Here is a 22125-nt window from a genome sequence, read left to right as displayed (position 1 = left end):
CGTACACGCGTTCGCTGGTTTGCTTCTGTGTAGTAGATACGCCGGCAAATTCGTTGGCGCTGTACGCCTGCCTGTACGTGCCACTTCGTAATGGCCAACAAACTCGAAGGAGATTTCTATCATGTCGACGACCATGAAACCGACCGAACCGGGTACAGCATTTCTTACGACATCCGTCAATGAGAGTGCTGCGAAAATATTTACACTGGAAGAGCGCGATGATGAGCAGCGCTGGATCGAGGAGTCCGCGGAAACCTTTGTGAGCCGCGAGGTGCTGCCAAAGGTGGAGGCAATCGATAAGCAGGAGCCTGGTGTGATGGCAGGCCTGGTGAAACAGGCCGGAGAACAGGGGCTCTTGATGATCGATGTGCCGGAGCAGTACGGCGGCGCCGAACTGGGTCTGCTGACCAGCGCCCTGGTCGCGTCACAGTTGCGCGAGGCTTCGTTCAGCGTGGCCTTTGGCGCCCATACCACCATCGGTACGCTGCCGATTGTGTACTACGGCACCGAGGCGCAAAAAGAAAAATATCTTCCCAAACTGGCCTCCGGTGAGTGGATCTCCGCCTATGCCCTGACCGAGCCTGGTGTGGGATCGGATGCCATGGGGCTGAGCACGCGGGCGGCCCTATCAGAGGACGGGAAATATTATATCCTCAATGGCACCAAGCAGTGGATCTCCAATGCCGGATTCGCCAATCTATTTGTGGTCTTCGCGCGCATCGGCAATGAGCGTCCTTCGGCCTTTATCGTGGAGGCTGATTGGCCGGGCATCTCCACCGGACCCGAAGAGAATAAGATGGGCATCAAGGGCTCCTCCACACGCCAGGTGATCCTGGAAGATGTAAAGGTGCCGGTGGAGAATCTGCTGGGTGAAATTCACAAAGGCTATAAAATTGCATTCAATATCCTCAATATCGGCCGTTTGAAGTTGGGAGCCGGTAGCGTTGGTGGGTCACGCTCCGCCTTGAATCTGGCCGCGACCTATACCACCGAGCGCAAAGCCTTTGGTAAGTTCCTGCATGAATTTGGCATGATCAAGAAGAAGCTGGCGCGCATGGCAGCCGAGACGTATGCGGCGGAGAGCGAGGTCTTCCGCACAGCCAGCAATATCGCCCAGGCGCAGAAGAGCGCGGGCGCGGATACCGAGACGGTCTTTAAATCCATCGAGGAATACGCCATTGAGGCTTCGATCGCTAAGGTCCATGGCAGCGAGGTGCTGGCGATGGTAGTTGATGAGGGCGTGCAGATCTTCGGTGGCTATGGCTTTATGCATGAGTATCCTATTGAGAAGGCCTATCGCGATGCTCGCATCCAGCGCATCTTCGAGGGCACCAATGAGATCAACCGCATGGTGGCCGTGACGACTCTGTTCCGTCGCGCCCTGGCTGGCAAGATCGATCTGATGACTAAATATGCCGAGATCGAGGCGCGCATGAAGAGCGACCAGATTCCGGCTGGCGCTGGTGAAGAGATGCCGGTGGATCTGCGCGAGGCGGCCGACGCGCTTGAGCGCGCCAAAGATGCCACGATCTACGCCACTATGCAAATCGCACTCAAGTATATGCAGAATCCCCAGGCTCTGGCCGAGGAGCAGGAGTTTATTGAATACCTGGCCAATCTGATGATCGATCTGTATGCCGCCGATAGCGCCCTGGCACGCGCCGCGAAAGTGACGAAGCAGGGCGCTGAAAATAGCGGTACCCACATCAAACTTGCGCAGCTGGCTTCGTGGACGGCGTTGAGCCGCCTCCGCGCCAACCTGGATCAGCTGATCCAGACGTACGTGGATGAGAAGCGGGCCGCCAAGGTGCTCAGCCGCGTGCGCGCATATGTGGGCGACTACATGCTCAACGCGGTACAGGTGCAGCGTGAGATCGCCGCTCTGGTGGTTGAGAAACAGGGCTACCCGCTTTAAGGGATACCCTAGAACAGGCAGTCAGCGTAAAAAAACAACGCTTCAGGCTTTGTAGATACTTCTCTCATACCCATAAAGCCTCGTCGTAGCATAAAGATTTTATTCTATCGACTTTCAATTGATGAAAAAGCGGGGATGCAAGGGGCGGCCAGCCCCTTGACGGGGGGCGCGGGGGCTGTGCCCCCGCCATCTCCCCCATATCACCCGCTACGCGGGTGATATGGGGGAGAAACATACCCTGGTGAGGAAACAGATGATGCAAGTTGGTGATACACAAAACTGGGAGAGGACGTTCACCGATGAGGATGTACGTCTCTTTGGAAGAATATCCGGCGATATGGGTAACCATCATATCCTGCCGGACGAGCAGGGCCGCGTCATGGTCCATGGATTGCTAACAGCCACGCTGCCTACCAAGATCGGTGGGGACCTCAATTTTATCGCGCACGATATGTCTTTTGAGTTTGTACGACCTGTCTTTGTTGGCGATACAGTGCGTTGCGAGGTCACGATCACACAGCTTGAAAAGAGCGAAAATCGCCTGAAGATGAGCGCGGCCGTCTTTTGCCGCAATCAACAGGGCAAGGTGGTTTTAACGGGCCATACCGCTGGTTTTATCCGCGAACCCCAACTCCTATCTGTTGGCCTCCATTAAACCTGGCAGAAAATAGAAGTTCTACATTCAAAAACTTATTTCATACACAAAGCGTCAGCTTTTGTATGTGTATTATGCGAAGGAGCAAAACATCATGGCAGAAGCCGTTATTGTTAGTGCTGTGCGCACACCAATCGGGCGTGCCAACAAGGGTGCCCTTAAAGAGGTTCGGGCCGACGACCTGGCCGCATTGGCGGTCAAGGCGGCCGTTGAGCGGGTACCACAGCTTGACCGCTCTCTAATCGAGGATGTGATCCTGGGCTGCGCCTTTCCAGAAGGTGAGCAGGGCATGAACCTGGCGCGCCTGGTGGGCGCGCTGGCTGGACTGCCCGAGACCGCCGGTGGGGTGACCGTGAATCGCTTCTGCGCCTCCAGTCTGCAGGCGGTGAATATGGCCGCCCAGAATATTATGCTGGGGCTGGGTGATGTCGTGATCGCGGGTGGCGTCGAAAGTATGTCGCGCGTGCCTATGGGGGGCTTCAATCCCAGCTACAATCCACGCCTGGTGAAGCCGCGCGACGAGAAGGATCAGCAGAAACCGTCCGCCTTCCCTCCCTGCGAACTGGAATACGGCTATTCCAGCTATCTGCCAATGGGTATTACCGCCGAAAACGTGGCCCGCGAATACAATATCAGCCGGCAGGATCAGGATGCGTTCGCCTTCCGTAGCCATCAGCGCGCTCTCGCCGCGACCGATAAGGGGATCTTCCGTAACGAGATCGTGCCGGTGCCACTGTCCAATGGCAAGACGCTTGAGATCGACGAGGGTCCACGCCGCGATACCTCGCTGGAGAGACTGGCCAGTCTGGAGCCCGCCTTTATCAAGGGCGGTAGCGTCACCGCCGGCAACTCCAGTCCCTTGAATGATGGCGCCGCCGCCGTGGTGCTGATGTCGGCCGAGCGCGCCCGCGACCTGGGCATTACGCCCCTGGCTCGTATCCGCACGATGGCTGTAGCTGGTGTGCGACCAGACGTGATGGGCATTGGCCCCATACCAGCTGTGCGTAAGCTGCTCTCACGCGCCAATCTTCAGCTGAGCGATATCGACATCATCGAGCTGAACGAGGCTTTCGCGGCCCAGAGCCTGGCTGTGGTGCGTACACTGGGTATCGACGAGGAGAAATTGAATCCGCATGGCGGTGCCATCGCCCTGGGCCATCCCCTGGGATGTAGCGGCGCCCGCCTGATCGCGACCCTGCTCAATGATCTGCAGACAAAGGATAAAACGCTGGGTATCGCCACGCTCTGTGTCGGTGGGGGCCAGGGCTTGGCCACATTGATTGAGAGGATATCGTAGCCATGCCATATGCTATTCGTAAAGCCGCTGTGATCGGAGCCGGCGTGATGGGTGCTGCTATCGCGGCCCATCTGGCCAACGTGGGCATCCCGAGCCTCCTGCTGGACATCGTGCCGGCCGACGCGAAGGATCGCAACGTTATTGCCCGCACAGGACTGGAAAAGACGCTCAAGAGCAAACCGGCATCCTTCTATAGTAAACGTGGTGCCGGCCTGGTGAGCATCGGCAATATTGAGGATGACCTGCCAAAGCTGGCCGAGGTCGATTGGATCATCGAGGCCGTCATCGAGCGGCCCGATATCAAGCAATCGCTCTACAGCAAGATTGAGCAGGTGGCGCGACCCGAGACGATTATTACCTCGAACACGTCGGGCCTGCCCGCCCACTTACTGGTTGAGGGGCGCTCGGAGAATTTCCGCCGCCACTTCATGATCACACACTTCTTTAATCCGGTGCGCTACATGCGCTTGCTGGAACTGGTACCCACTGCGGATACCGATCCAGAGCTGCTGTCGTTTATGCGTCAGTTTGGCACTGAGATCCTCGGCAAGGGCGTTGTAATCTGTAAAGACACTCCTAACTTCATCGCCAATCGTATCGGCATCTACGGCTTTCTCTCGACCATTCATCGCGCCATCGCCGAGGGCTATACGGTCAGCGAGGTCGATACCATCCTTGGCACCAATATGGGACGCCCGAAGTCGGCTGTCTTCCGCACCGCCGATCTGTCTGGCCTGGATACCGTGATGCACGTGGCCAATAACCTGTATCAAAACGCGCCCGAGGATGAGCAGCGTGAAACGTTCCAGATCCCAGGGGTGGTACAGGAGGTCATCAATCGCGGCTGGCTGGGTGAGAAGAGCGGCCAGGGATTCTATAAACGCATCAAAAATCCAGATGGCTCCTCAACCATTCTGGAGCTGAATCTGAAAACCCTGGAATATGAGCCACAACCCAAACATCGCTTCGACTCGATCGGCCGGGCGCGCAACATGGAGACTCCCGAGCAGAAGATCAGCACCGTCTTAAATGGCGATGATCGCGCCAGCCAGCTGGCCCGCGAGACGACCGCTGACGCCCTGATCTATGCCGCCAATCGCGCCCACGAGATCGCGGAGAACATCGTGGACATCGATAATGCGATGCGCTGGGGCTTTAATTTTGACCTGGGCAGCTTTGAGACCTGGGATGTACTGCTCGCCAATCAGGCACTGCTGGATAAGGTCTTTGAGCAGCGTGAGCTACCATCCCTGGTGCAGCAGGTACGCAATCAGGGGCAGGGCACGTTCTATCGTGTAGAAGATGGTCAGAAGCAATACTTCGATTACCAGACCGGAACCTATCAGCCGGTCCCAGGCGCTCAGGGCGTCATTTCGCTCAGCACGCTTAAAGCAGGTTCGTCCGCCACGAATGGCTCGGCCGTGGTACGCGACAACGGCTCGGCCTCGCTGATCGACCTCGGCGATGGCGTTGCCTGCCTGGAGTTCCATACCAAGATGAACTCGATCGACGAGGGGATCGTCGAGATGATTCATTACGCCGTCAGCGAGGGTTCAAAGCAGTTTCGCGCTTTGGTCATCGGCAATGAAGCCCCCGACTTCTCGGCCGGCGCCAACCTGTTCCTGGTCTTGATGGGAGCGCGCCAGGGGGCCTGGGATATGCTGGATACCGCCATCGCTGGACTCCAGCAGGCGCACCAGCTCTTGAAGTACAGCCCGATACCGGTGGTAGCCGCTCCAACAGGACGCGCACTGGGCGGTGGCTGCGAGATGATCATGCATACCCACCATACACGCGCCCTGGCCGAAACATACATCGGCCTCGTCGAGGTAGGTGTGGGGCTCATCCCGGCCGGAGGCGGCTGTAAGGAGTTCTTGCTGCGCCACGGCGCCAACGCTGAGAGCCAGAAACCCGGCAAATCCAGTGGACCCTTTACGCCCGCGCGCCGCGCTTTCGAGATCATCGCCGTGGCGACCGTCTCAACCAGTGCGGCCGAGGCTCAGGAACTGCGCTTCCTGCGTAAGACGGATGCCATTACGGTCAATCGCGACATACTCCTGCGCGATGCCAAAGCCGATGCCATCAAACTGGCGGACGCCAAAGAGGCAGGGGCCTGGCAAACACCACAGCCACCAATGCTGTTGCTACCCGGTGCGGGAGCGCGCCTCGTCCTCGAACAGCAGATCGAAGGCATGCTGCTAACCGGCAAGATCAGCGAGCACGATGCCGTCATCGGCAATCACCTCGCCCGGGTCCTCACAGGAGGCGATTGTTCGCCGGTAACGCCCGTCACCGAACAATACGTCCTGGATCTTGAACGCGAGGCCTTCCTCAGCCTCTGCGGCATGGAAAAGACCCAGGATCGCATGCAATCCATCCTGCAATCCGGCAAACCCCTGCGCAACTAACCAGAACAGGAAAAGAGGTGGGCTACAATATGTGCACCGCACACATTGTAGCCCACCTCTTTTTCATTTGACCTCCCATGACAATGTTACTCCTCACACTGCATGGAGGTAAGGTATGGCTTAGAAAATCGACTCGCCGGTATCGGAGTCAAACAGATGAATCTGATCGCTATCAACGTACAGACGCACTTTGTTGCCAGCGGCTACGCGAGCGCGTGGGTCAAGGGTAGCGACAATGTTTTTACCACCGGTGGTGAGGTACACCTGCAGTTCGTTACCAAGGTTCTCAACCACATCGACAGAAGCGTCGAGGGACGACTGTACCGCTTTGTTACCCTCGCTCACCAGGGAAGCATCCTCCAGGTGAACCGGGCGAATACCAAATGTGAGGTTGCGACCAGCGGCGGCACGAGCGCGCTCAGCATAGATCTGAGGAACAGCAACACGGCCAATGCCTTCCAGCACAACCACTGTCGCGTTACCTTCTGTGGAGACCTTTGCCTCGGGGATGAAGTTCATTGCGGGCGAACCGATAAAGCCAGCGACGAACATGTTCGCGGGATGATCATACAGCTCTTGTGGGGAGCCCAACTGCTGGATCACGCCACCATTGAGAACGGCAATGCGGTCACCCATCGTCATGGCTTCGACCTGGTCGTGGGTCACATAAATCATTGTCGTCTGGATACGCTGGTGCAGCTTGATAATCTCAGCACGTGTAGCAACGCGCAGTTTAGCATCCAGGTTGGAAAGGGGCTCGTCCATCAGGAAGACTTGCGCTTCACGGACGATTGCACGACCCAGAGCCACACGTTGACGCTGTCCACCAGACAGCTCTTTTGGCTTACGCTTGAGCAGCTGCTGCAATCCAAGAATCTCGGCCGCATCTTCCACGCGCTTCTTAATCTCATTTTTGGGGAAGTGACGCAGCTTCAAACCGAAAGCCATGTTATCAAATACAGTCATATGGGGATACAACGCGTAGTTCTGGAACACCATAGCGATATCGCGATCTTTAGGGTCTACACCGTTCACGATGCGATCGCCGATATAAATTTCGCCATCCGTCGGCTCTTCCAGGCCAGCGATCATACGCAGGCAGGTACTTTTTCCACAACCAGAAGGACCAACCAGTACGAGGAACTCTTTGTCTTGAACATCGAGGCTAATGTCGTGCACGACTTCCACTTTGTTGAAAGTCTTATAAACGTGATTAAAACGCACTTGTGCCATGAAGGACTACTCCTTTTCGCTTCCGTAACAGGTCCATTCCTGTTACCCCTCACATTACATAGAGAAGCATTTGCTTAGTGCCAACATTGCAACTGATATCATATCAGAGGGGAGTCAATGTGGCTTCTTAACGTCCATACGTCCGCATCCAGAGCGATCAAACTCTTGCTTGGTAGACGTTAAGCAAGAGTATACCATAACTTTTACTGAAAGTGAAGAGCATCGATGTACAAATTTCTCTTTTCTAATTATACCTATAAAATATGCTGTTATTTTTTTTATACCAACTGATCAATATGCGCCCCGACCCAATCCCCGCACGCGCGGCCGCGCTGTTTCTGTGTGTTGATGCAACAGGGGCGCGGATGCGCCCCTGTTGCATCAACACACAATGGACACGTAAACACCGGCGGTGCTCCGCTACCCCATCGTATATTGGTGCGGCCGCGCCAGCGGCCTGCCTGCTCTTTCGCACCGCTGGTGTTTACGTGTCAGTTGTGTTAGTGCATCGGGGGCGCATCCGCGCCCCCGATGCACTAACACAAAAACCGAGTGCGATTTTTATATTTTTTTAAGCAAGCTGCATATCACAGTCTATGTTAGTAAGGAGGAGCATAAAGAAAGTATTAAAAACCATACTATGACCAGTGGACAAAAATCTTTAGTGATTACACAGGTGAAGCCGTTTTCTGGCTGTTACAAAAGTACTAAGTACTCTTCGACATTTCTTTGCACATTCGGGTGTAACGGGAAATTTATATGTTACACAAAAATTTGATATTACTGAGCCTGGGAAGTAGTATGGTACCTCGTAACATTGTAATTGTAAAGCTGCAAAGCGTGAAAATTATATAAAGATGGTTATATTTTATGTAATTATTAGCATTGCACCACTAGACAAGAAAGGACATCTTCATGCATACTAGTGATGTGCATTGTTAATGTTGTTCTTACAAACGATGTACAATGTATTTACATCGTGCGTAAGTCTGTTGTACGGCGCTCAACATAAAGTTACGTTACCCATGGGTTCAGGGTTAGGAAGGAACGGGATATCATGCTAGGAGCACACGAACAACGCAGCGAAGTCGCCCGCCTGCTATCACAGATCAGTGCTGAATACGAAGCAGCACATCGTGGCCTCGCAGGTCTGGCTTATGGTATGTCGCAGCATGAATTTATTACCGCACGTATGGAAAATATGGGGCAATTACATACTCAGCTACAATCTATTGTAGGAGATGTTGCAATTGCAATGATTGCGGATCGCTTAAATACCGTTCATTCATGAGGACAACTTACATTTAATCACAAATTTTTATTATATATTCCTTATGATATGGTCTGGCATACTCGTCAGACAGTATGCCAGAGATTCGTGCATACCATATCTCTCCTGGCCAATTTCCTCTCGCAACATTGAGGGCGTCTATTGGTTTAGACGCCCTTCGTGTTGGCCTATTTGTGAGTCAGATAGCTTTATTTAGCGCTCTATAAAACAGAAAGTGCCAGGCAGTGCTTCCGATTATCTCGCTACACCAGATATATCGGAAGCATTGCCTGGCACTTTCTCAACATCATTCATTTAGGCTCTACGCCAGCTGTACTAATCATTGATTATCAGAAGTGGCTCTCTGTGTGCAATATCAATATGCATGTCGGCATAAAAGCGTGATACCACTCCATCCCAACGGCCAGCGACGACGTACTCCGTCTCCTCACTGGCAAATTCAGGCTGGTCCAGTACGTTGCATTCATCATCTGTAAAACATTGTAGCCAGTCTGTTACGTCGTCAGGCGACAGATATGGAGCCCCCTCACACACAAACCACTCCGCGATCCCCTGCAGGTAGAAACGGAAATTCGTGGGCAATACATGCTGCCGTACAATACGATAGGCGCTCTCCTGGACATCTTTATAGCCAGCCGCTTCCAGATACTGCGCGAGCTTTGAGCCAACCCAGCTATCTTCGTACGCATATCCATGATCTACGCGTTCACTCTCCCACAATTGTCGCGCCTGAAAGACTCGTTGCTGCAGAAAAGGATCAATAGAATGAAATTTCATGGTGCCAAAATCAATATCCTTAATCACAATACGCCCATTTTGCTTTAAATATGGGCCCATGGCGGCAAACGTCGCTACCGGATCAGGTAAGTACTGGCTGACATTGGCGCTAAAAATAACATCCGCCGTCCCCGGTTCAACCGGCAATTGCTCTAAGGTCGCACGCTTATACTGAACTTGTTGGCGATACCAGGTATGATGACTTCTCCTCTGGGCAGTTACCAGTGCCTCAGTCGAAATATCAATACCTAAAATTTTCCCCCTGGCCCCAATCACCTCGGCAAGGAGAGGGGTCCATAATCCCGGCCCACATCCAGCATCGATGACAAAGCTCCCTTTTTCAAGTTGCAAGTCTCGAATCATCTGGGTGCGCTCGTGGATCTTACTCTGATGGTGCTTCACTAACCACGCGATCGCGTTTAGTGGAAGACCACATTCATTAACATGCACAACATTGTTAACCGCCATCTTCTGCCTTATCCCTCCAGCCATCAAGTGTACTAGATTTGCTTAATCACTATTCGTGATGATCATTAATATACATGCTATATTATGAAAAAGCAATATATTGTTAGACATTGTAGGACTTCCGCTTAAACATTGTAATGTATTAACGTTTGAGATTAAAAACATTAAAAATAATTAATACTATGCAAAAAACATTAAGGGCGATAGGTCTTGTCTGTTCAAGTGTAGATATCCGAACGCATATGGATTACAGCGGCAAAATATTGTACTGTTCATAAGTATTACATAAATAACCCATTAAGATTTTCGAGTTTATTTAACATTTTATATACCATCTATGTTATAATAGTTATCATGCTGCTCGTGAAAATTGTACTATTGCAAAATACATATAAGGAAACATATCATGGGTAACAGGTCGGTCCCTGATGAAACACAAAAAAAGAAGCGTGGCCGTCCACCGGGGGCGCGTAAAGTGGCCGCAGAAACCACTGCCCACACTGGAGGACAACGCCAGAAGCATACGCCATCCACCCGGTCGACCCGGACGGTAATCAAGGAGTCTGCGGCCAGTCCACAGGTGCTTCAAGATCAGACAATACAAAATATTGATGATTCAGTTACTCCTTTTAGCTCATTATTACATACTATTATGTATCGCGATCGTATGGAGCTATCGCGTGTAGCTAGAGAACTGGCGGTAGCGGAAAATACCGTCTATCGTTGGATGAATGGCACCTCTGAACCTCGCATTATCCATTTAAAACGTTTGCCTGAAGTACTGCCGGAACATCGCACCCAGTTGATCGCAGCCATTGAACAGACATTTGGTGACGTCCTGGGCAATCCTCCCCCCACGGTCAGGGAGATCGATAAGGATATCTATCAGCATGTGTTGGAGCTTATGACGAACAGCCAGGATGATGAAACACGCTTCTGGCAGATCTCTGAAGTTGTGTTTGAGGATATATTAGAGCACCTGGATGCAAATCACCTTGGATTGGCTGTTACGTACGCAAAGTTGATGCCAGCGCATCAAGATGGCATTCATTCTTTACGGGAAGTGAAAATGCGTGGTCATGCCCCCTGGCCCGATACAGTCGATAGCAAAGCCTATCTGGGTAGTACTACTCTGGCGGGGGCAGCCGCCGTTCTGCAGCGCATCCAAATATGGAATGATACTGATAATAATCGCGCCCTGGTTGAGATTGATGAATATGAAAGAAGCGCCTGCGCCGTTCCGGTCCTGCGTGGAGGCTTGCTCGCAGGTGTGCTGATCGTTTCCAGCACCCACCCGGACTTCTTCAAAGATACTACTGCTTGCCAAGCAGTCGCGGAATATGCCTTACTGATGGGGGTGGCGCTGTGCGATCGCGAATTCTTTCCGTCAGCGCTTTTACATCTCAGGCCAATGCCGCCATTGCGCTGGCAACGGGAAGCTATCACTCGTACATATCTCAATCGTATCATTGCGTACGCCCATCAGCACTCGACTTCGCGTAGTGAGGCCGAGTTTTGGATTCAACGAGAGATGGAATTAGAGTTCGAGGACGAAGCCCATAAATTCGTAGAACAGCAAAAAGCAGTCCCGGAAATCTCTACTCCATCCGACTATTCACGATTCTTTGGATAGAGTAAGATAATTATGCAAAGTTCCGATCAATCACCAGAAGAAAAGCAGCCGCCGTTCAGTCAGCCGTCTGCCAATAGCAACCATACGGGAGACACTTCCCAGCCCGTTAACAATAATGACACGGGGCACCAGAGGCAGAGCTATCCTCCTCTACCTTCGTTTTATGAAAGAGAGCTCTCGAAATCGGCGACTCCTACACCTACTCCAGCAGCTCATCCAATCCCTGAACCAGCTGCGCGCCCACCTGAGCCGTTGGATAGGGGACCTCAACCCGGGTACGGGGCACAATATCCTCCAGCGATGACCCCGGCACCTGGAGGCGGTTATATGCCTCCACCCGGCTATCCTGCTTATCCCCAGGGACATCATTATCCTGGTACGCTGCCACCACCGCTTGTGGCGAGTCCTCCACCAGCCAGGCAATCGCGTAAGTGGCTCTGGATCCTCCTGTCGGTGCTGGCCCTGATCGTGATTGGCAGTTGTGGTCTGTGCGCATGGGCCAGTTCTTCACTCATTAGCCAGCCATTCAGCGCGGCCTTTGGCAGTACTCAACTCGTCACGGATTACTATAGCGCTCTGCAAAATAAACAATATACTCAGGCCTATAGCTATCTCAGCCCCCAGGGATCCCTCACAGGATTGACACGCGACCAGTTTGTGTCGCAAGCCACCCAACGCGATGAGCTCTATGGCCCGGTCTTGCGCTATACACCCTCTCAACCACAGATCAACTCCTACAATGGCGACAACCTGGATAGTATGAGTATGGATATTATGGTCAGCCGCCAGAAAAAATCGTATACTACCCACTTACAATTAAAATTAATTAATAATCAGTGGAAGATCGTCAGTTACGATCAGCTCTAACAATCATAAACATGAGACATCCCGAATTTTAAGGTCGGGTTTGTAAAAAGACACCTCCTGAGCGAGACTGAAGGAAAAACAGACCACCATTCAGTCAATCCAGGAGGTGTTGTTTATGTCATCTCAGTATCTCACACCGCTTGAGGAGCCACAAGTTCCAGCATATCCCCCTGCCGAGATGGCGCAGGGATTGTACACTGCTCTGGCTCACTTTCTGGCTCCCTTGCTCATGCAAGCCGATAGCCGCATGGACAAACGACTGGTGCGCACGATGGTGCAGACCGTGGCGGTGATCTTGACCTTCCGTGATCGCGTCAATGGCTTGCTCCTTTCGGAAATGGGCGGCTATCTCGAGACGCCCGACAAAGCTCCGGCAGGAACCAAACGCCTGTCTCGGCTGCTGCATTGTCGCAAATGGTCGGCTGAACTGATCCGCTCGTATCTGTGGCATCGAGCCAGCCAACGTCTCACAAGGTGGAAACAGATGGGAAGGGATGTGCTGGCGCTGTGGGATGAGAGTGCGTGGGAGAAGCCAGAAACTATCGCCTCGGACGACCTTGCCCCGGTGCGCTCGAGTAAGGGCGCTCGACTCACCCATATCAAGAAAGGTTACTACACCCCGCCCCGTGGCCCCATCTTTGTGCCGGGCCTCCATTGGTTGGCCGTGGTCCTGGTCGGCAGCGAGCAGCAAGACGACCCGCCTGAACTAGCCAGCATGCGGTGGTGGACCAGCCGTGGGGCGCGCGCTTCCTTCAAACGCGATGAACAAGCCAAACTGTTACTGCAAGGCGTTCTGCTCTGGGGACGCGAGGTGATGCATGTCTTTGATCAAGGCTTCGCCAGCAGTTTCTGGCTGGGTCTGTTGCTGGCGTTCTCGTTGCGCTTTGTGCTGCGCTGGAAAAAAGATTACCAGCTCGTGGATGCCCAGGGTCAGCGACGTGCAGCCTGGAAAATCACCCGCGGCAAACGAGGATGGCAAGAACGCTGGGTGTGGGATTGCCGTCGTCACCAGTGGGTCATGGGCAGTGTTCTCGCTTGTGCGGTGAGGCATCCCGACCATCCTGAGCAGCCGTTGTGGTTGGTCGTGGCCCGGCGCAAAGGTGGCTTGCCCTGGTATCTGCTCACCGCCGAGTCCATCACCACCGCGGAAGATGCCTGGCGGATTATGTTTGCCTATGCGCGTCGCTGGCAGATCGAACTGACCTGGAAAGAAAACAAGAGCGAATTGGGCTTCCAAAGCCCGCGGCTCTGGGAGTGGGAGACGCGAGAAAAACTGCTGCTGTTGGCGGCGCTGGCCTACGCCTTTCTGCTGAGCCTGCTGGCGCCGTTTTACGAACTCTTACGCCGCTGGCTGTTGCGGCACTACTGTCATCGCACAGGCCGTCATGCCCGGCAAGCACACCAGCCGTTTGCACGGCTGCGCCTGGCCTTGAGTCGGTTGTGGCAACGGATCCCTGCGCGCTGGGAGGAGGTAGCTGGCCGGCCCCGGCCCCAGCCTCGCGTCCAGATCATTATGCTCTGAGGCGGTGTGGAGGTTCCCCACGTGACGAGAGACGCTCTGGTCGGCATCGGCTGACCATGTGGGCGTGTGTCCGGTGTTCATCGGGTACAACACGTCTTGCCAACAGAGGATGCGAATGCGTGCGAAAAGAGCATACCCCTAGGCCCTGTGGAAGCCGCTGGGATGCTGTGGGAGTGGAAAGTCGGTTGACCAGCTCCTTTCTCTTTTTCCGTTTTTTGGCACAGTGGTGCTTTTCAGCGAGCCAAACGGGGAAAGCACGTTGTTCTGCAAGAGAAGAGAAGCGAGCAGTTCTCCTTCAAAAATGGAGAACTGCTCGCTTCTTTCACAAGTTCATCCCTAAAATTTGGGATGTCTCATGTTTATGATTCCATTTTTTCAAATCTCTCAATGATCGCGATAGGTAATTTCTGATATATAGCGTATTAAAAAAATGGAGAGATAAATAATTAATTTACAGAATTTGATACCGTCCCCATCGGCACCTCACGTCCGACACAGGCGCGGAGATCTTCACGGTAGAAGCGCCATGTGCTTCCAACCTTGTGCCCGGTAAGTTGCCCCGACCACATGAGGCGATAAAGTGTTGAGCGGCTAACACGCAGGTAGCTCATTGCTTCTTTGAACGTCAGCAGAACATCTTCTTGAAGCATCTGTACGACCATGTATCCTCTCCTTGGAAAAATAAACTAAATAAATAAGTGCACTTGACACTAACGATGTAGCGCTGAGAACATTATGAATGATACTGTTATTGTCTCATTGCATGTTATAGTAACCAATGTTGATGCGTTTTCCTGTTAAGGAATAGTTGCGATCTGGTTAATTTTATTCTCAGCCTGGTTCGATCTTCATTACCTACCCATCTAAAAGGCACTGGACTTAGCTGTCTTCTTTGTACTCTATAATCATAACATAAAGTCTCGTTGCGTTTCATCCTGCCCCGCCTTGTTTTAAAGTTTTCTCCTTTCTTTTTGGGACCCCGTTAAGGTTTTTTTACCAGCCGGCATTCAATAGATTGTTGAGTTCTTGCTCGTTGCAGGCCACAGGAAAAATTGAGCAACCGGTCAGTTCCCTCAGGCGCGCAATCGCGATCTCGTCGGTCGGCCTGCGCATCGCCACAGTCAATTGCTGTTGCTCACGACCAACTGGCACACATCCCAGCTCATAGGCGACAGAATGTGGTATCAGTTGTGCTACACGCTCTGGCAGAACACGCGGTAATTCCATGTATGGTATTCCCGCCGCTTTGCCAGTCTCTTCTTGCTGGGTGTACGCGGTATAGATGGGCGATAACTCAACTACAGGCATGGACCTGACCCCACGCGTGTGAGCACTGATAATCGGCCGCAAGGTCAACGTGTGTGGCGCTTCGCCGAGCTGATAATAGAACTGCTCAAATGACACAACTGACCGAGGCGGATAGGTGACACCCCCCAGAGCGATGGTCGTCTCTCTGGTCAGCGGTGGATCAGTTGTTTCGGCCTGCATTAAGCAGACACTCTGATAAATGCGTTCCAGTATCTTTTGTCTTCCAACTGCGTCTACATCCGGGAAAATAATCGCTCCCCCCGAGGTGTCGTAAATGAACAATTTGTCATCAATGCGCAGGGCGCGGCGCACATGGGTCAACACCTGGTTTAGCAGATGAGGCGCAACATGGTACCATTTGCGTCGATATAACGCCTCGGATTGAGGCGCTAGCGGGGGTGATTCCCGTTGTACTACATGTAGTAAGAGTACGCTGATTGGAAATTGCGCAGGTAAAAAGTCCTTCAATGCGACCCGAACTTTATTGCTTAATTCAACCGAAACAGGTATGCATTGATTTTTATCCCGCTCACCTTCCATTGGCAGGCTGCCCATCGGACAGACATTGTCAAAGACGAGGCATGTACATATCTCACAGGTTTCCATAATCGGATCGATACGCCGCTTTAATCGAGAGGAAATCTGCGCGATATTCGATGCTTGATGCGGAATAGCTTTTTTCTTCTGCGTCATTCTGCCGTCCACATTCATTCTCTTCCTGGCACAACCAGAAAGCCTGTATTTTAACCATTGCATTTGCACATATAGATACAAGAAGTTACTGCTTAATGCAAGTATAGGCGCTTTTTTCCGTGAAAGATGTAGCTATTCTGTTATGGTATGGTTAAAATGCGCTGGTAATGGTTAAGTTCCTCTACATAACTGGTCGCTTGCTAGAAAGGCGATCAGAAAAACCCGCTGCAAGCGTTAGCATGCGATTTGAACTTCCCTGCTGCCAGGGGAGTGCTCTCTAAATTGTGCGGGAAAAGCTCTCTATGACTCAATCGAGATAGGAGCGGTAAAGGTATAACCAACACCAGGTACAGTCATGATGTATTGAGGCGAGTTGGGATCAGGCTCAACCTTCTGGCGTAAGTGCCGGATGTGCGTCTTGACCAGGCCAGAGTCACCAGCCTCGTCGTATCCCCATACGCGCTCAATGATCATATCAGTAGTGAGTACCTGGCCTGTGTGCGAGATCAATAAGTGCAATAGGCGGCTCTCTGTAGGTGTCAGGCGCACTTTGGTGCCGTCACGAGTAACTTCATGCCGCATCGCATCTAGCGTCACAGGCCCTACGGTGATCGCCGATGAGCCGGCGGGACCACGTGTGTTAGACGCCCGCCGCATGACAGCCTTGATGCGTGCCAGCAACTGGCGTGGACTGAAAGGCTTACGCAAGTAGTCGTCCGCCCCCATCTCCAACCCCCGCACTTCATCATCCTCACGGTCATGCGCTGTCAGGATCATTACCATGGAATTGGTTTCTGTGCGCATCTGGCGACAGACTTCAAAGCCATCAAGCTTGGGCATCTGGATGTCTAAAATTACCAGGTCCGGTAACGTTTCCCTCCAGCGTTTGATGGCCTGCTCTCCATCAAAGGCTCGCACAACATCATACCCATGACCCTTGAGCCAGTAGCTGAGCATATCTACCATGTCGCGGTCGTCATCCGCCACCATGATCTTCAATTCTGCCTCCTACCTGTCCTACATTACAATACTAGGATGTACCAATGTTGCTTAAAATATCAATTTTGGATATGCTTCCGTTTGTAGTAACGGGACGGAATAAGAGCCAGTAACATCTTGACACAAATTGGGCTATAGAATGACAATATGCGGCTATATTCAGCCAGACAAGTAGCTTGTCAGTTCTGATGGCCTGGAGCGATGCTAAAGATCGGCTTGACGAAGGCTGGCAAAAAAGCTAGATTATAGCAACACACAACTATGCATCCGGCACTCATACTTTTGCGATGAAATATAAGCAAACAAAGCAGCAGCTTCAGGAAAGCTGGCATGCTAGAGCATAAAATCTAGAAGGATACGTTGGTAATGGAAAGAGAAACGTTGTTGGCCCTGGCCCGCGAAGCAGCACAGGGAGCCTATTGCCCCTATTCCCATTTTCATGTGGGGGCTGCCCTGGTAGCCGATGGACAGGTGTTTGTGGGTGTAAATATTGAAATCTCTAGCTTCGGGCTGACCCTGTGCGCCGAACGTTCCGCCCTTTCGGCGGCTTTGACCGCTCAAGCCAGGCACATTACCCAGATCGCTATTGCTTGCATCGACGCGCCAGCCGATGCTCCCGACTATGAACGCATGCCCTGTGGCGCTTGCCGCCAGTGGATCGCCGATCTCGCTCCCGAAGCGACCGTGTATATCGATGGGTGCGAGCGGGATTTTCAGGTCTCTGATCTGCTGCCATTTGCCTTTAAATTGTGATTGTTTTGTAACGCGCTACCCTCTTGACATATACATGGCCCTTGTGTACGCTATAAGTCCCAATACTTTTTTAGTGTAGTGCCTGATCTAGTGCAACCTATGCTTGAAAGCGTTCCATATAGAGGTGCTTTTATGCTGGTCTGGCGCGAGCGCGCACAATGGCCTTTACAATCGTACATTCTCCCGCTGGCGGTAGCTATCTTTCTTTCTTCTGCCGCAACTTCTCACTTCCATTTTTCTCTGCGTCCTTCCTCTCCTGTAGGCGGCCCTACGTATATTCACTCGACACCTGCACGCTGATATGATCCGAAAGGAGAAAGCGATGTCACCACGTTTTACCCTTGGCGTCGAAGAAGAGTTTCAACTGGTCGAAAAAAATACAGGACAACTGGTGTCTCATGTCCATACCATTCTCGATAAGGGGATACCGGTCTTTGGTGAGCTTATTAAGGCGGAAATGCTGCAATCAATGGTGGAAACCATTACGGGCGTCTGCGCTGATATCCACGCGCTGCGGCAGGACCTGGCTATGCGCCAGCAAAAATTAGCCCAGATTCTTGAGGGGGAGGGCCTGGCGCTGATTAACGCGGGAACCCATCCCAGTGGACATTGGCGCGATCAGCGGCGTACGATAAATCCACGTTATGAGGAACTGGAAGAGGAGTTTCAAGATGTCGGCCGTTCGATTCTGATCTGTGGCCTGCACGTACACGTGGGGATCGATGCCCATGAACTGGCGGTGCCATTGATGAATCAATTGCGAGCCTGGATCCCCCATCTGCTCGCCCTCTCGTCTAATTCTCCTTTCTGGGTGGATCGCTATACTGGCATAAAATCGTATCGCTCCATCGTGTGGAGACGCTTTCCTCGCTCTGGCATTCCTAACATCTTTTCATCTACCATGGAGTTCGATTGCTATGTGTCTGACCTGATGCGCAATGGCTGTATCGACAATGCCAAAAAGATCTGGTGGGATATTCGCCCCCACCCGTTCTTCGATACCATCGAGTTTCGCATCTGCGATATGCCGGGGACCCTTGAGGATACAATGGCTATAGCAGCCCTCTGCCAGGCATTGGTCTGCAAGTTGACCTGGCTCTATGAGCATAATATGCATACGATAGTGCTCCCTAATAACTATATCGAAGAAAATAAATGGAAGGCCGCGCGCTATGGTCTGGATGCAGTAATCGTTGATTTTCCTCAGAATCGCCGTCTGACTATGCGCGAGTCACTCCATGAGACGTTGGATTTTGTGGAAGATGTGGTGGATCAATTGGGTATCCGTAGGGAGATCAATTATCTACGCGCCCTGCTGGATGATCCCCACGGGACGGGAGCAGATCGCCAGATCGCCGTTTACAATGAAACGCAGAGTATTCAGGCGGTGACCAGATATCTGATCCAACGTTCAATGCCACATGTTTCACCAGACTCTATTGTGAGTACGTCACAATAATATTACTCGCCCATAGCATCGCCAGTACGGGTTAATACCTCAACTGCCAGTAGCTTTTGATCTGCTGGCGGTTCTTGCTGCTTCTCAAAATGCCGGCAGATTTTCTCTCCTAATCACATACCAGGGATCTCTACAGCTTTAAGGCGCCCCAAATAAGGTTCATGGCACATATCCAGGGCTGGATATGTGCCATGAACCTTATTTGGGGCGCCTTTGGCACCCTTCACAGAATTAGTAGTGAACGACACCTTCGAGGATGGCATCGATACGCTGCAGATCGCTATCATTCAGCTTGATGTCCACCGCTTTGATGTTCTCTTCTACCTGGGACGGGCGCGATGCGCCAATGATAGTTGAGCTGACATTCTTCTGACGCAGAATCCAGGCCAACGCCAGCTGACTTAATTTGTAGCCGCCCTCGCCGGCCATCTTCTGCAGTTCCTGCACGGCCGTCAGCGTCTTGTCGTTGAGCATGTCCCCCATGAAGCCGTTAATCTGGCTGTTGCCCGCGCGGGTATCGGCTTTGGGCTGCTGGCCGGGTTTGTACTTACCAGTGAGAACACCCTGGGCCAATGGCGAGAAGACAACCTGTCCAATCCCTTCACGCTCACACAGCGGGATGATCTCGCGCTCAATATAGCGGTTGAGCATATTGTAAATCGGTTGGTTTGAGACGATCTTGTCCAGGTTCTGCTCACGAGCGGTATAGATGGCATCAGCGATATTGGTGGTTGACCATTCGGAGACACCCATGTAGAGAATTTTACCCTGGGTGACCAGATCGTCGAGCGCACGCAGAACTTCGTCGATCGGCGTCTCTGGATCGTAACGATGACATTGATACAAATCAATGTAGTCGGTCCCTAGCCGTTTCAGGCTGGCGTTGCATTGCTCCATGATATGTTTGCGCGAGAGCCCGCGATCATTGGGACCCTCACCCATGGGGAAAAATACTTTGGTCGCCAGTACATATGAATCACGGCTATATGCGCTTAGCGCGCGTCCAACGACCTGTTCAGCTTCGCCGCGATTATACGCATTGGCCGTATCAAAGAAGTTGATACCACCCTCGTAAGCCCGATGGATACAATCAATGGCGGTCTGTTCTTCAGTTGAATTGCCGTACGTCAGCCAGCTTCCAAGAGAAACGGCGCTGACCTTTACACCAGCACGTCCTAAATGACGATATTCCATGGTAAATTCCTTCTACTATTTACAGCCCTGGCGGGCGATCTTTATCCCCTTCATATGACAGGGCCCTGAACATACGATCTTTTACAGATACGGTAATGTTAGATATTTAGATGCGCTCGCTAACCTGGAAAACCATTTTACTCCCGTCTTCCAGGCGAGCGTGAGCCCCCCCGCTCAGGCGTCCGCAGGCGCGGACGTTCAGATATGGGTACACAAATGCATCCTACTCAAAAAGCGTGTGATGGTGCAGGAGGCATTGCGCCCCTGCACCATCACACGCTTTTTGAGTGGAGGTGCCAGCCCCTCCAGTCGGCAAAAATAAAGCCGCTTCCAGCATGGAAGAAAAAAATCAAGCTCTGGCCAGCTCCCTTATCCCTTCGTATCGTTCGGGATAACGTAGCTTGCGCAAAGCCTTCACTTCGATCTGACGGATGCGTTCACGGGTCAGGCGAAAGATGGTGCCCACCTCGTCCAGAGAGAGTGAGTGCCCTTCTTTGAGTCCATAACGCATCTCGATAATGGTACGTTCGCGCGGACTGAGCACGGTCAGCGCCTGCTCGATCTGGGCCTGCAGTATCTGGTTGGCACTCTGATCAAGGGTGGTAGAAATATTGGTGTTCTCAATGGCGTCGGCCAGGTGATACTCTTCGTCGTCCGCCATGGGCGCATCCAGAGAAATTGGCTGCTCTGAGGCGTTGAGGAGCTCTACGACACGCTCACGCGGCAGGCCCATCTCGGCGGCTATCTGCTCCGGTAACGGCTCAATCCCCTGTTCCTGATACATGCGGCGGGCGATGCGCTTGATCTTATAAATAAGCTCAACCACGTGTACCGGAATATGAATACTACGCGAGTGCTCCGCGATAGCGCGGCTGATGGCCTGGCGAATCCACCAGGTCGCATAGGTACTGAAGCGAAAGCCACGCCGGTAGTCAAACTTCTGCGTTGCTCGCATCAAACCGATATTGCCTTCCTGGATCAGGTCAAGCAGCGGCAGGCCTTGATTGGAATAACGTTTGGCGATGCTGACAACCAGGCGCAGATTAGCTTCAATCAGATGTTGACGGGCCTGCAGATCACCACGGGCCACGCGCTCGGCGATCTGCAGCTCTTGCTCGGATGTCAGTAAGGGATACATGCCGATCTCTTTTAAATACTGCTTGACAGCATCATCTACAGCCATACGCTGATCTTCTTCAACGTCGGGCAATTCTTCTTCTTCACAATCCTCAAAAAAATCTTTGTCGTCCTCAAGCGGGACTTCATCAAAAACGACTTCCTTGGTGCGGCGTTTCTTTTCTACTTTTTCAGAAACGAGCGTCTCACTATTTCTTGTTGCATTGATTGTTTTTGCCACCATACCACCTAACTCCTTCTACTCTTCTCATGCAGCGTAGTGCATGCGCACAATTCCAAGAAAATCCTATGCCGGCTGCTTTCAGCCTTTTACATTGAATGTTTGTCATTCAATGTTTTTTTGTAGATTGCTCTCTCGTTATTAATACCTGCAAGATTCATGCCAAAAGTGGTGTGAGGAAGGAATTATATAAATCGTATAGAAGCGATGTCTTTTTTTCACTAAAAAAGACATCTCTAATGTTGCTTCTACGCTTGATGCGCATAGCAAAATAAAGATTAAAGCGAAGAGGAATC

Annotated in this window: 18 protein-coding genes; 10 read left to right on the top strand and 8 right to left on the bottom strand. The window is 52.2% G+C overall.

The window, feature by feature from the left end; all coding sequences use genetic code 11:
* The first annotated feature begins 121 nt into the window (after nt 1-121).
* From KTT_RS12885 to KTT_RS12870, 4 genes are all read left to right on the top strand, one after another.
* The gene (locus KTT_RS12885; protein WP_218030883.1) at nt 122-1915 is read left to right on the top strand and encodes an acyl-CoA dehydrogenase FadE; all 1794 of its coding nucleotides are present in this window, start codon (nt 122-124) and stop codon (nt 1913-1915) included.
* A gap of 256 nt (nt 1916-2171) precedes the next feature.
* Nucleotides 2172-2570 (top strand): MaoC family dehydratase, encoded by a 399-nt coding sequence (locus tag KTT_RS12880; protein WP_126599584.1) that lies wholly within the window; start codon nt 2172-2174, stop codon nt 2568-2570.
* A gap of 94 nt (nt 2571-2664) precedes the next feature.
* Nucleotides 2665-3867 carry a thiolase family protein gene (locus KTT_RS12875; protein ID WP_126596357.1) on the top strand — a complete coding sequence of 401 codons (1203 nt, stop codon included), beginning with the start codon at nt 2665-2667 and terminating at the stop codon, nt 3865-3867.
* Between the two features lie 2 nt (nt 3868-3869).
* A complete protein-coding gene (locus KTT_RS12870) occupies nt 3870-6275 on the top strand; it encodes a 3-hydroxyacyl-CoA dehydrogenase/enoyl-CoA hydratase family protein (protein ID WP_126596356.1) in 2406 nt (801 codons plus the stop codon).
* Between the two features lie 120 nt (nt 6276-6395).
* On the opposite strand, the gene KTT_RS12865 is transcribed toward KTT_RS12870, so the two are convergent.
* Nucleotides 6396-7508, bottom strand: coding sequence for an ABC transporter ATP-binding protein (locus KTT_RS12865; protein WP_126596355.1), 1113 nt, complete (start codon nt 7506-7508; stop codon nt 6396-6398).
* 1057 nt (nt 7509-8565) lie between these two features.
* Between KTT_RS12865 and KTT_RS12860 the strand changes: the two genes are divergently transcribed.
* Nucleotides 8566-8799, top strand: coding sequence for a hypothetical protein (locus tag KTT_RS12860; protein WP_235845693.1), 234 nt, complete (start codon nt 8566-8568; stop codon nt 8797-8799).
* A gap of 315 nt (nt 8800-9114) precedes the next feature.
* Here the strand turns inward: KTT_RS12860 and KTT_RS12855 are convergent, their stop codons facing one another.
* A complete protein-coding gene (locus KTT_RS12855) occupies nt 9115-10044 on the bottom strand; it encodes a methyltransferase domain-containing protein (protein ID WP_160145834.1) in 930 nt (309 codons plus the stop codon).
* Between the two features lie 406 nt (nt 10045-10450).
* Here KTT_RS12855 and KTT_RS12850 point away from each other — a divergent pair, with 406 nt between their 5' ends.
* The gene (locus KTT_RS12850) at nt 10451-11677 is read left to right on the top strand and encodes a GAF domain-containing protein (RefSeq protein WP_126596352.1); all 1227 of its coding nucleotides are present in this window, start codon (nt 10451-10453) and stop codon (nt 11675-11677) included.
* 199 nt (nt 11678-11876) lie between these two features.
* Here KTT_RS12850 and KTT_RS36165 read toward each other — a convergent pair whose 3' ends face one another.
* A complete protein-coding gene (locus tag KTT_RS36165) occupies nt 11877-12014 on the bottom strand; it encodes a hypothetical protein (RefSeq protein ID WP_160145833.1) in 138 nt (45 codons plus the stop codon).
* On the opposite strand from KTT_RS36165, the gene KTT_RS12845 reads away from it, so the two are divergent.
* Nucleotides 12005-12544 (top strand): hypothetical protein, encoded by a 540-nt coding sequence (locus KTT_RS12845; protein WP_126596351.1) that lies wholly within the window; start codon nt 12005-12007, stop codon nt 12542-12544. The two genes, KTT_RS36165 and KTT_RS12845, sit on opposite strands and share 10 nt — an antisense overlap.
* A 115-nt stretch (nt 12545-12659) precedes the next feature.
* Entirely contained in the window at nt 12660-14066 is a 1407-nt protein-coding gene (locus tag KTT_RS12840) for a transposase (protein ID WP_126594639.1), read from the top strand.
* Between the two features lie 446 nt (nt 14067-14512).
* Here KTT_RS12840 and KTT_RS12835 read toward each other — a convergent pair whose 3' ends face one another.
* From KTT_RS12835 to KTT_RS12825, 3 genes are all read right to left on the bottom strand, one after another.
* Nucleotides 14513-14728 carry a helix-turn-helix domain-containing protein gene (locus KTT_RS12835; RefSeq protein WP_218030882.1) on the bottom strand — a complete coding sequence of 72 codons (216 nt, stop codon included), beginning with the start codon at nt 14726-14728 and terminating at the stop codon, nt 14513-14515.
* Nucleotides 14729-15059: 331 nt separating this feature from the next.
* Nucleotides 15060-16067, bottom strand: a complete 1008-nt coding sequence (locus KTT_RS12830; RefSeq protein WP_160145832.1) for a GspE/PulE/PilB domain-containing protein — start codon at nt 16065-16067, stop codon at nt 15060-15062.
* Between the two features lie 300 nt (nt 16068-16367).
* A complete protein-coding gene (locus tag KTT_RS12825) occupies nt 16368-17057 on the bottom strand; it encodes a response regulator transcription factor (protein WP_235845843.1) in 690 nt (229 codons plus the stop codon).
* 375 nt (nt 17058-17432) lie between these two features.
* Here KTT_RS12825 and KTT_RS12820 point away from each other — a divergent pair, with 375 nt between their 5' ends.
* Both KTT_RS12820 and KTT_RS12815 read left to right on the top strand, forming a co-directional pair.
* Nucleotides 17433-17819, top strand: a complete 387-nt coding sequence (locus tag KTT_RS12820) for a cytidine deaminase (protein ID WP_126596348.1) — start codon at nt 17433-17435, stop codon at nt 17817-17819.
* A 322-nt stretch (nt 17820-18141) separates the two neighbouring features.
* Nucleotides 18142-19278 carry a carboxylate-amine ligase gene (locus tag KTT_RS12815; RefSeq protein WP_235845690.1) on the top strand — a complete coding sequence of 379 codons (1137 nt, stop codon included), beginning with the start codon at nt 18142-18144 and terminating at the stop codon, nt 19276-19278.
* Between the two features lie 231 nt (nt 19279-19509).
* Here the strand turns inward: KTT_RS12815 and KTT_RS12810 are convergent, their stop codons facing one another.
* A complete protein-coding gene (locus KTT_RS12810; RefSeq protein WP_126596346.1) occupies nt 19510-20472 on the bottom strand; it encodes an aldo/keto reductase family protein in 963 nt (320 codons plus the stop codon).
* A 349-nt stretch (nt 20473-20821) separates the two neighbouring features.
* The gene (locus KTT_RS12805) at nt 20822-21832 is read right to left on the bottom strand and encodes a sigma-70 family RNA polymerase sigma factor (RefSeq protein ID WP_126596345.1); all 1011 of its coding nucleotides are present in this window, start codon (nt 21830-21832) and stop codon (nt 20822-20824) included.
* Between the last annotated feature and the right edge of the window lie 293 nt (nt 21833-22125).

It is taken from the genome of Dictyobacter aurantiacus (genome assembly GCF_003967515.1).
Taxonomy (GTDB): domain Bacteria; phylum Chloroflexota; class Ktedonobacteria; order Ktedonobacterales; family Ktedonobacteraceae; genus Dictyobacter; species Dictyobacter aurantiacus.
Note: the sequence above shows the minus strand (reverse complement) of the source record. Positions and strands in the feature narration are given on the sequence as shown.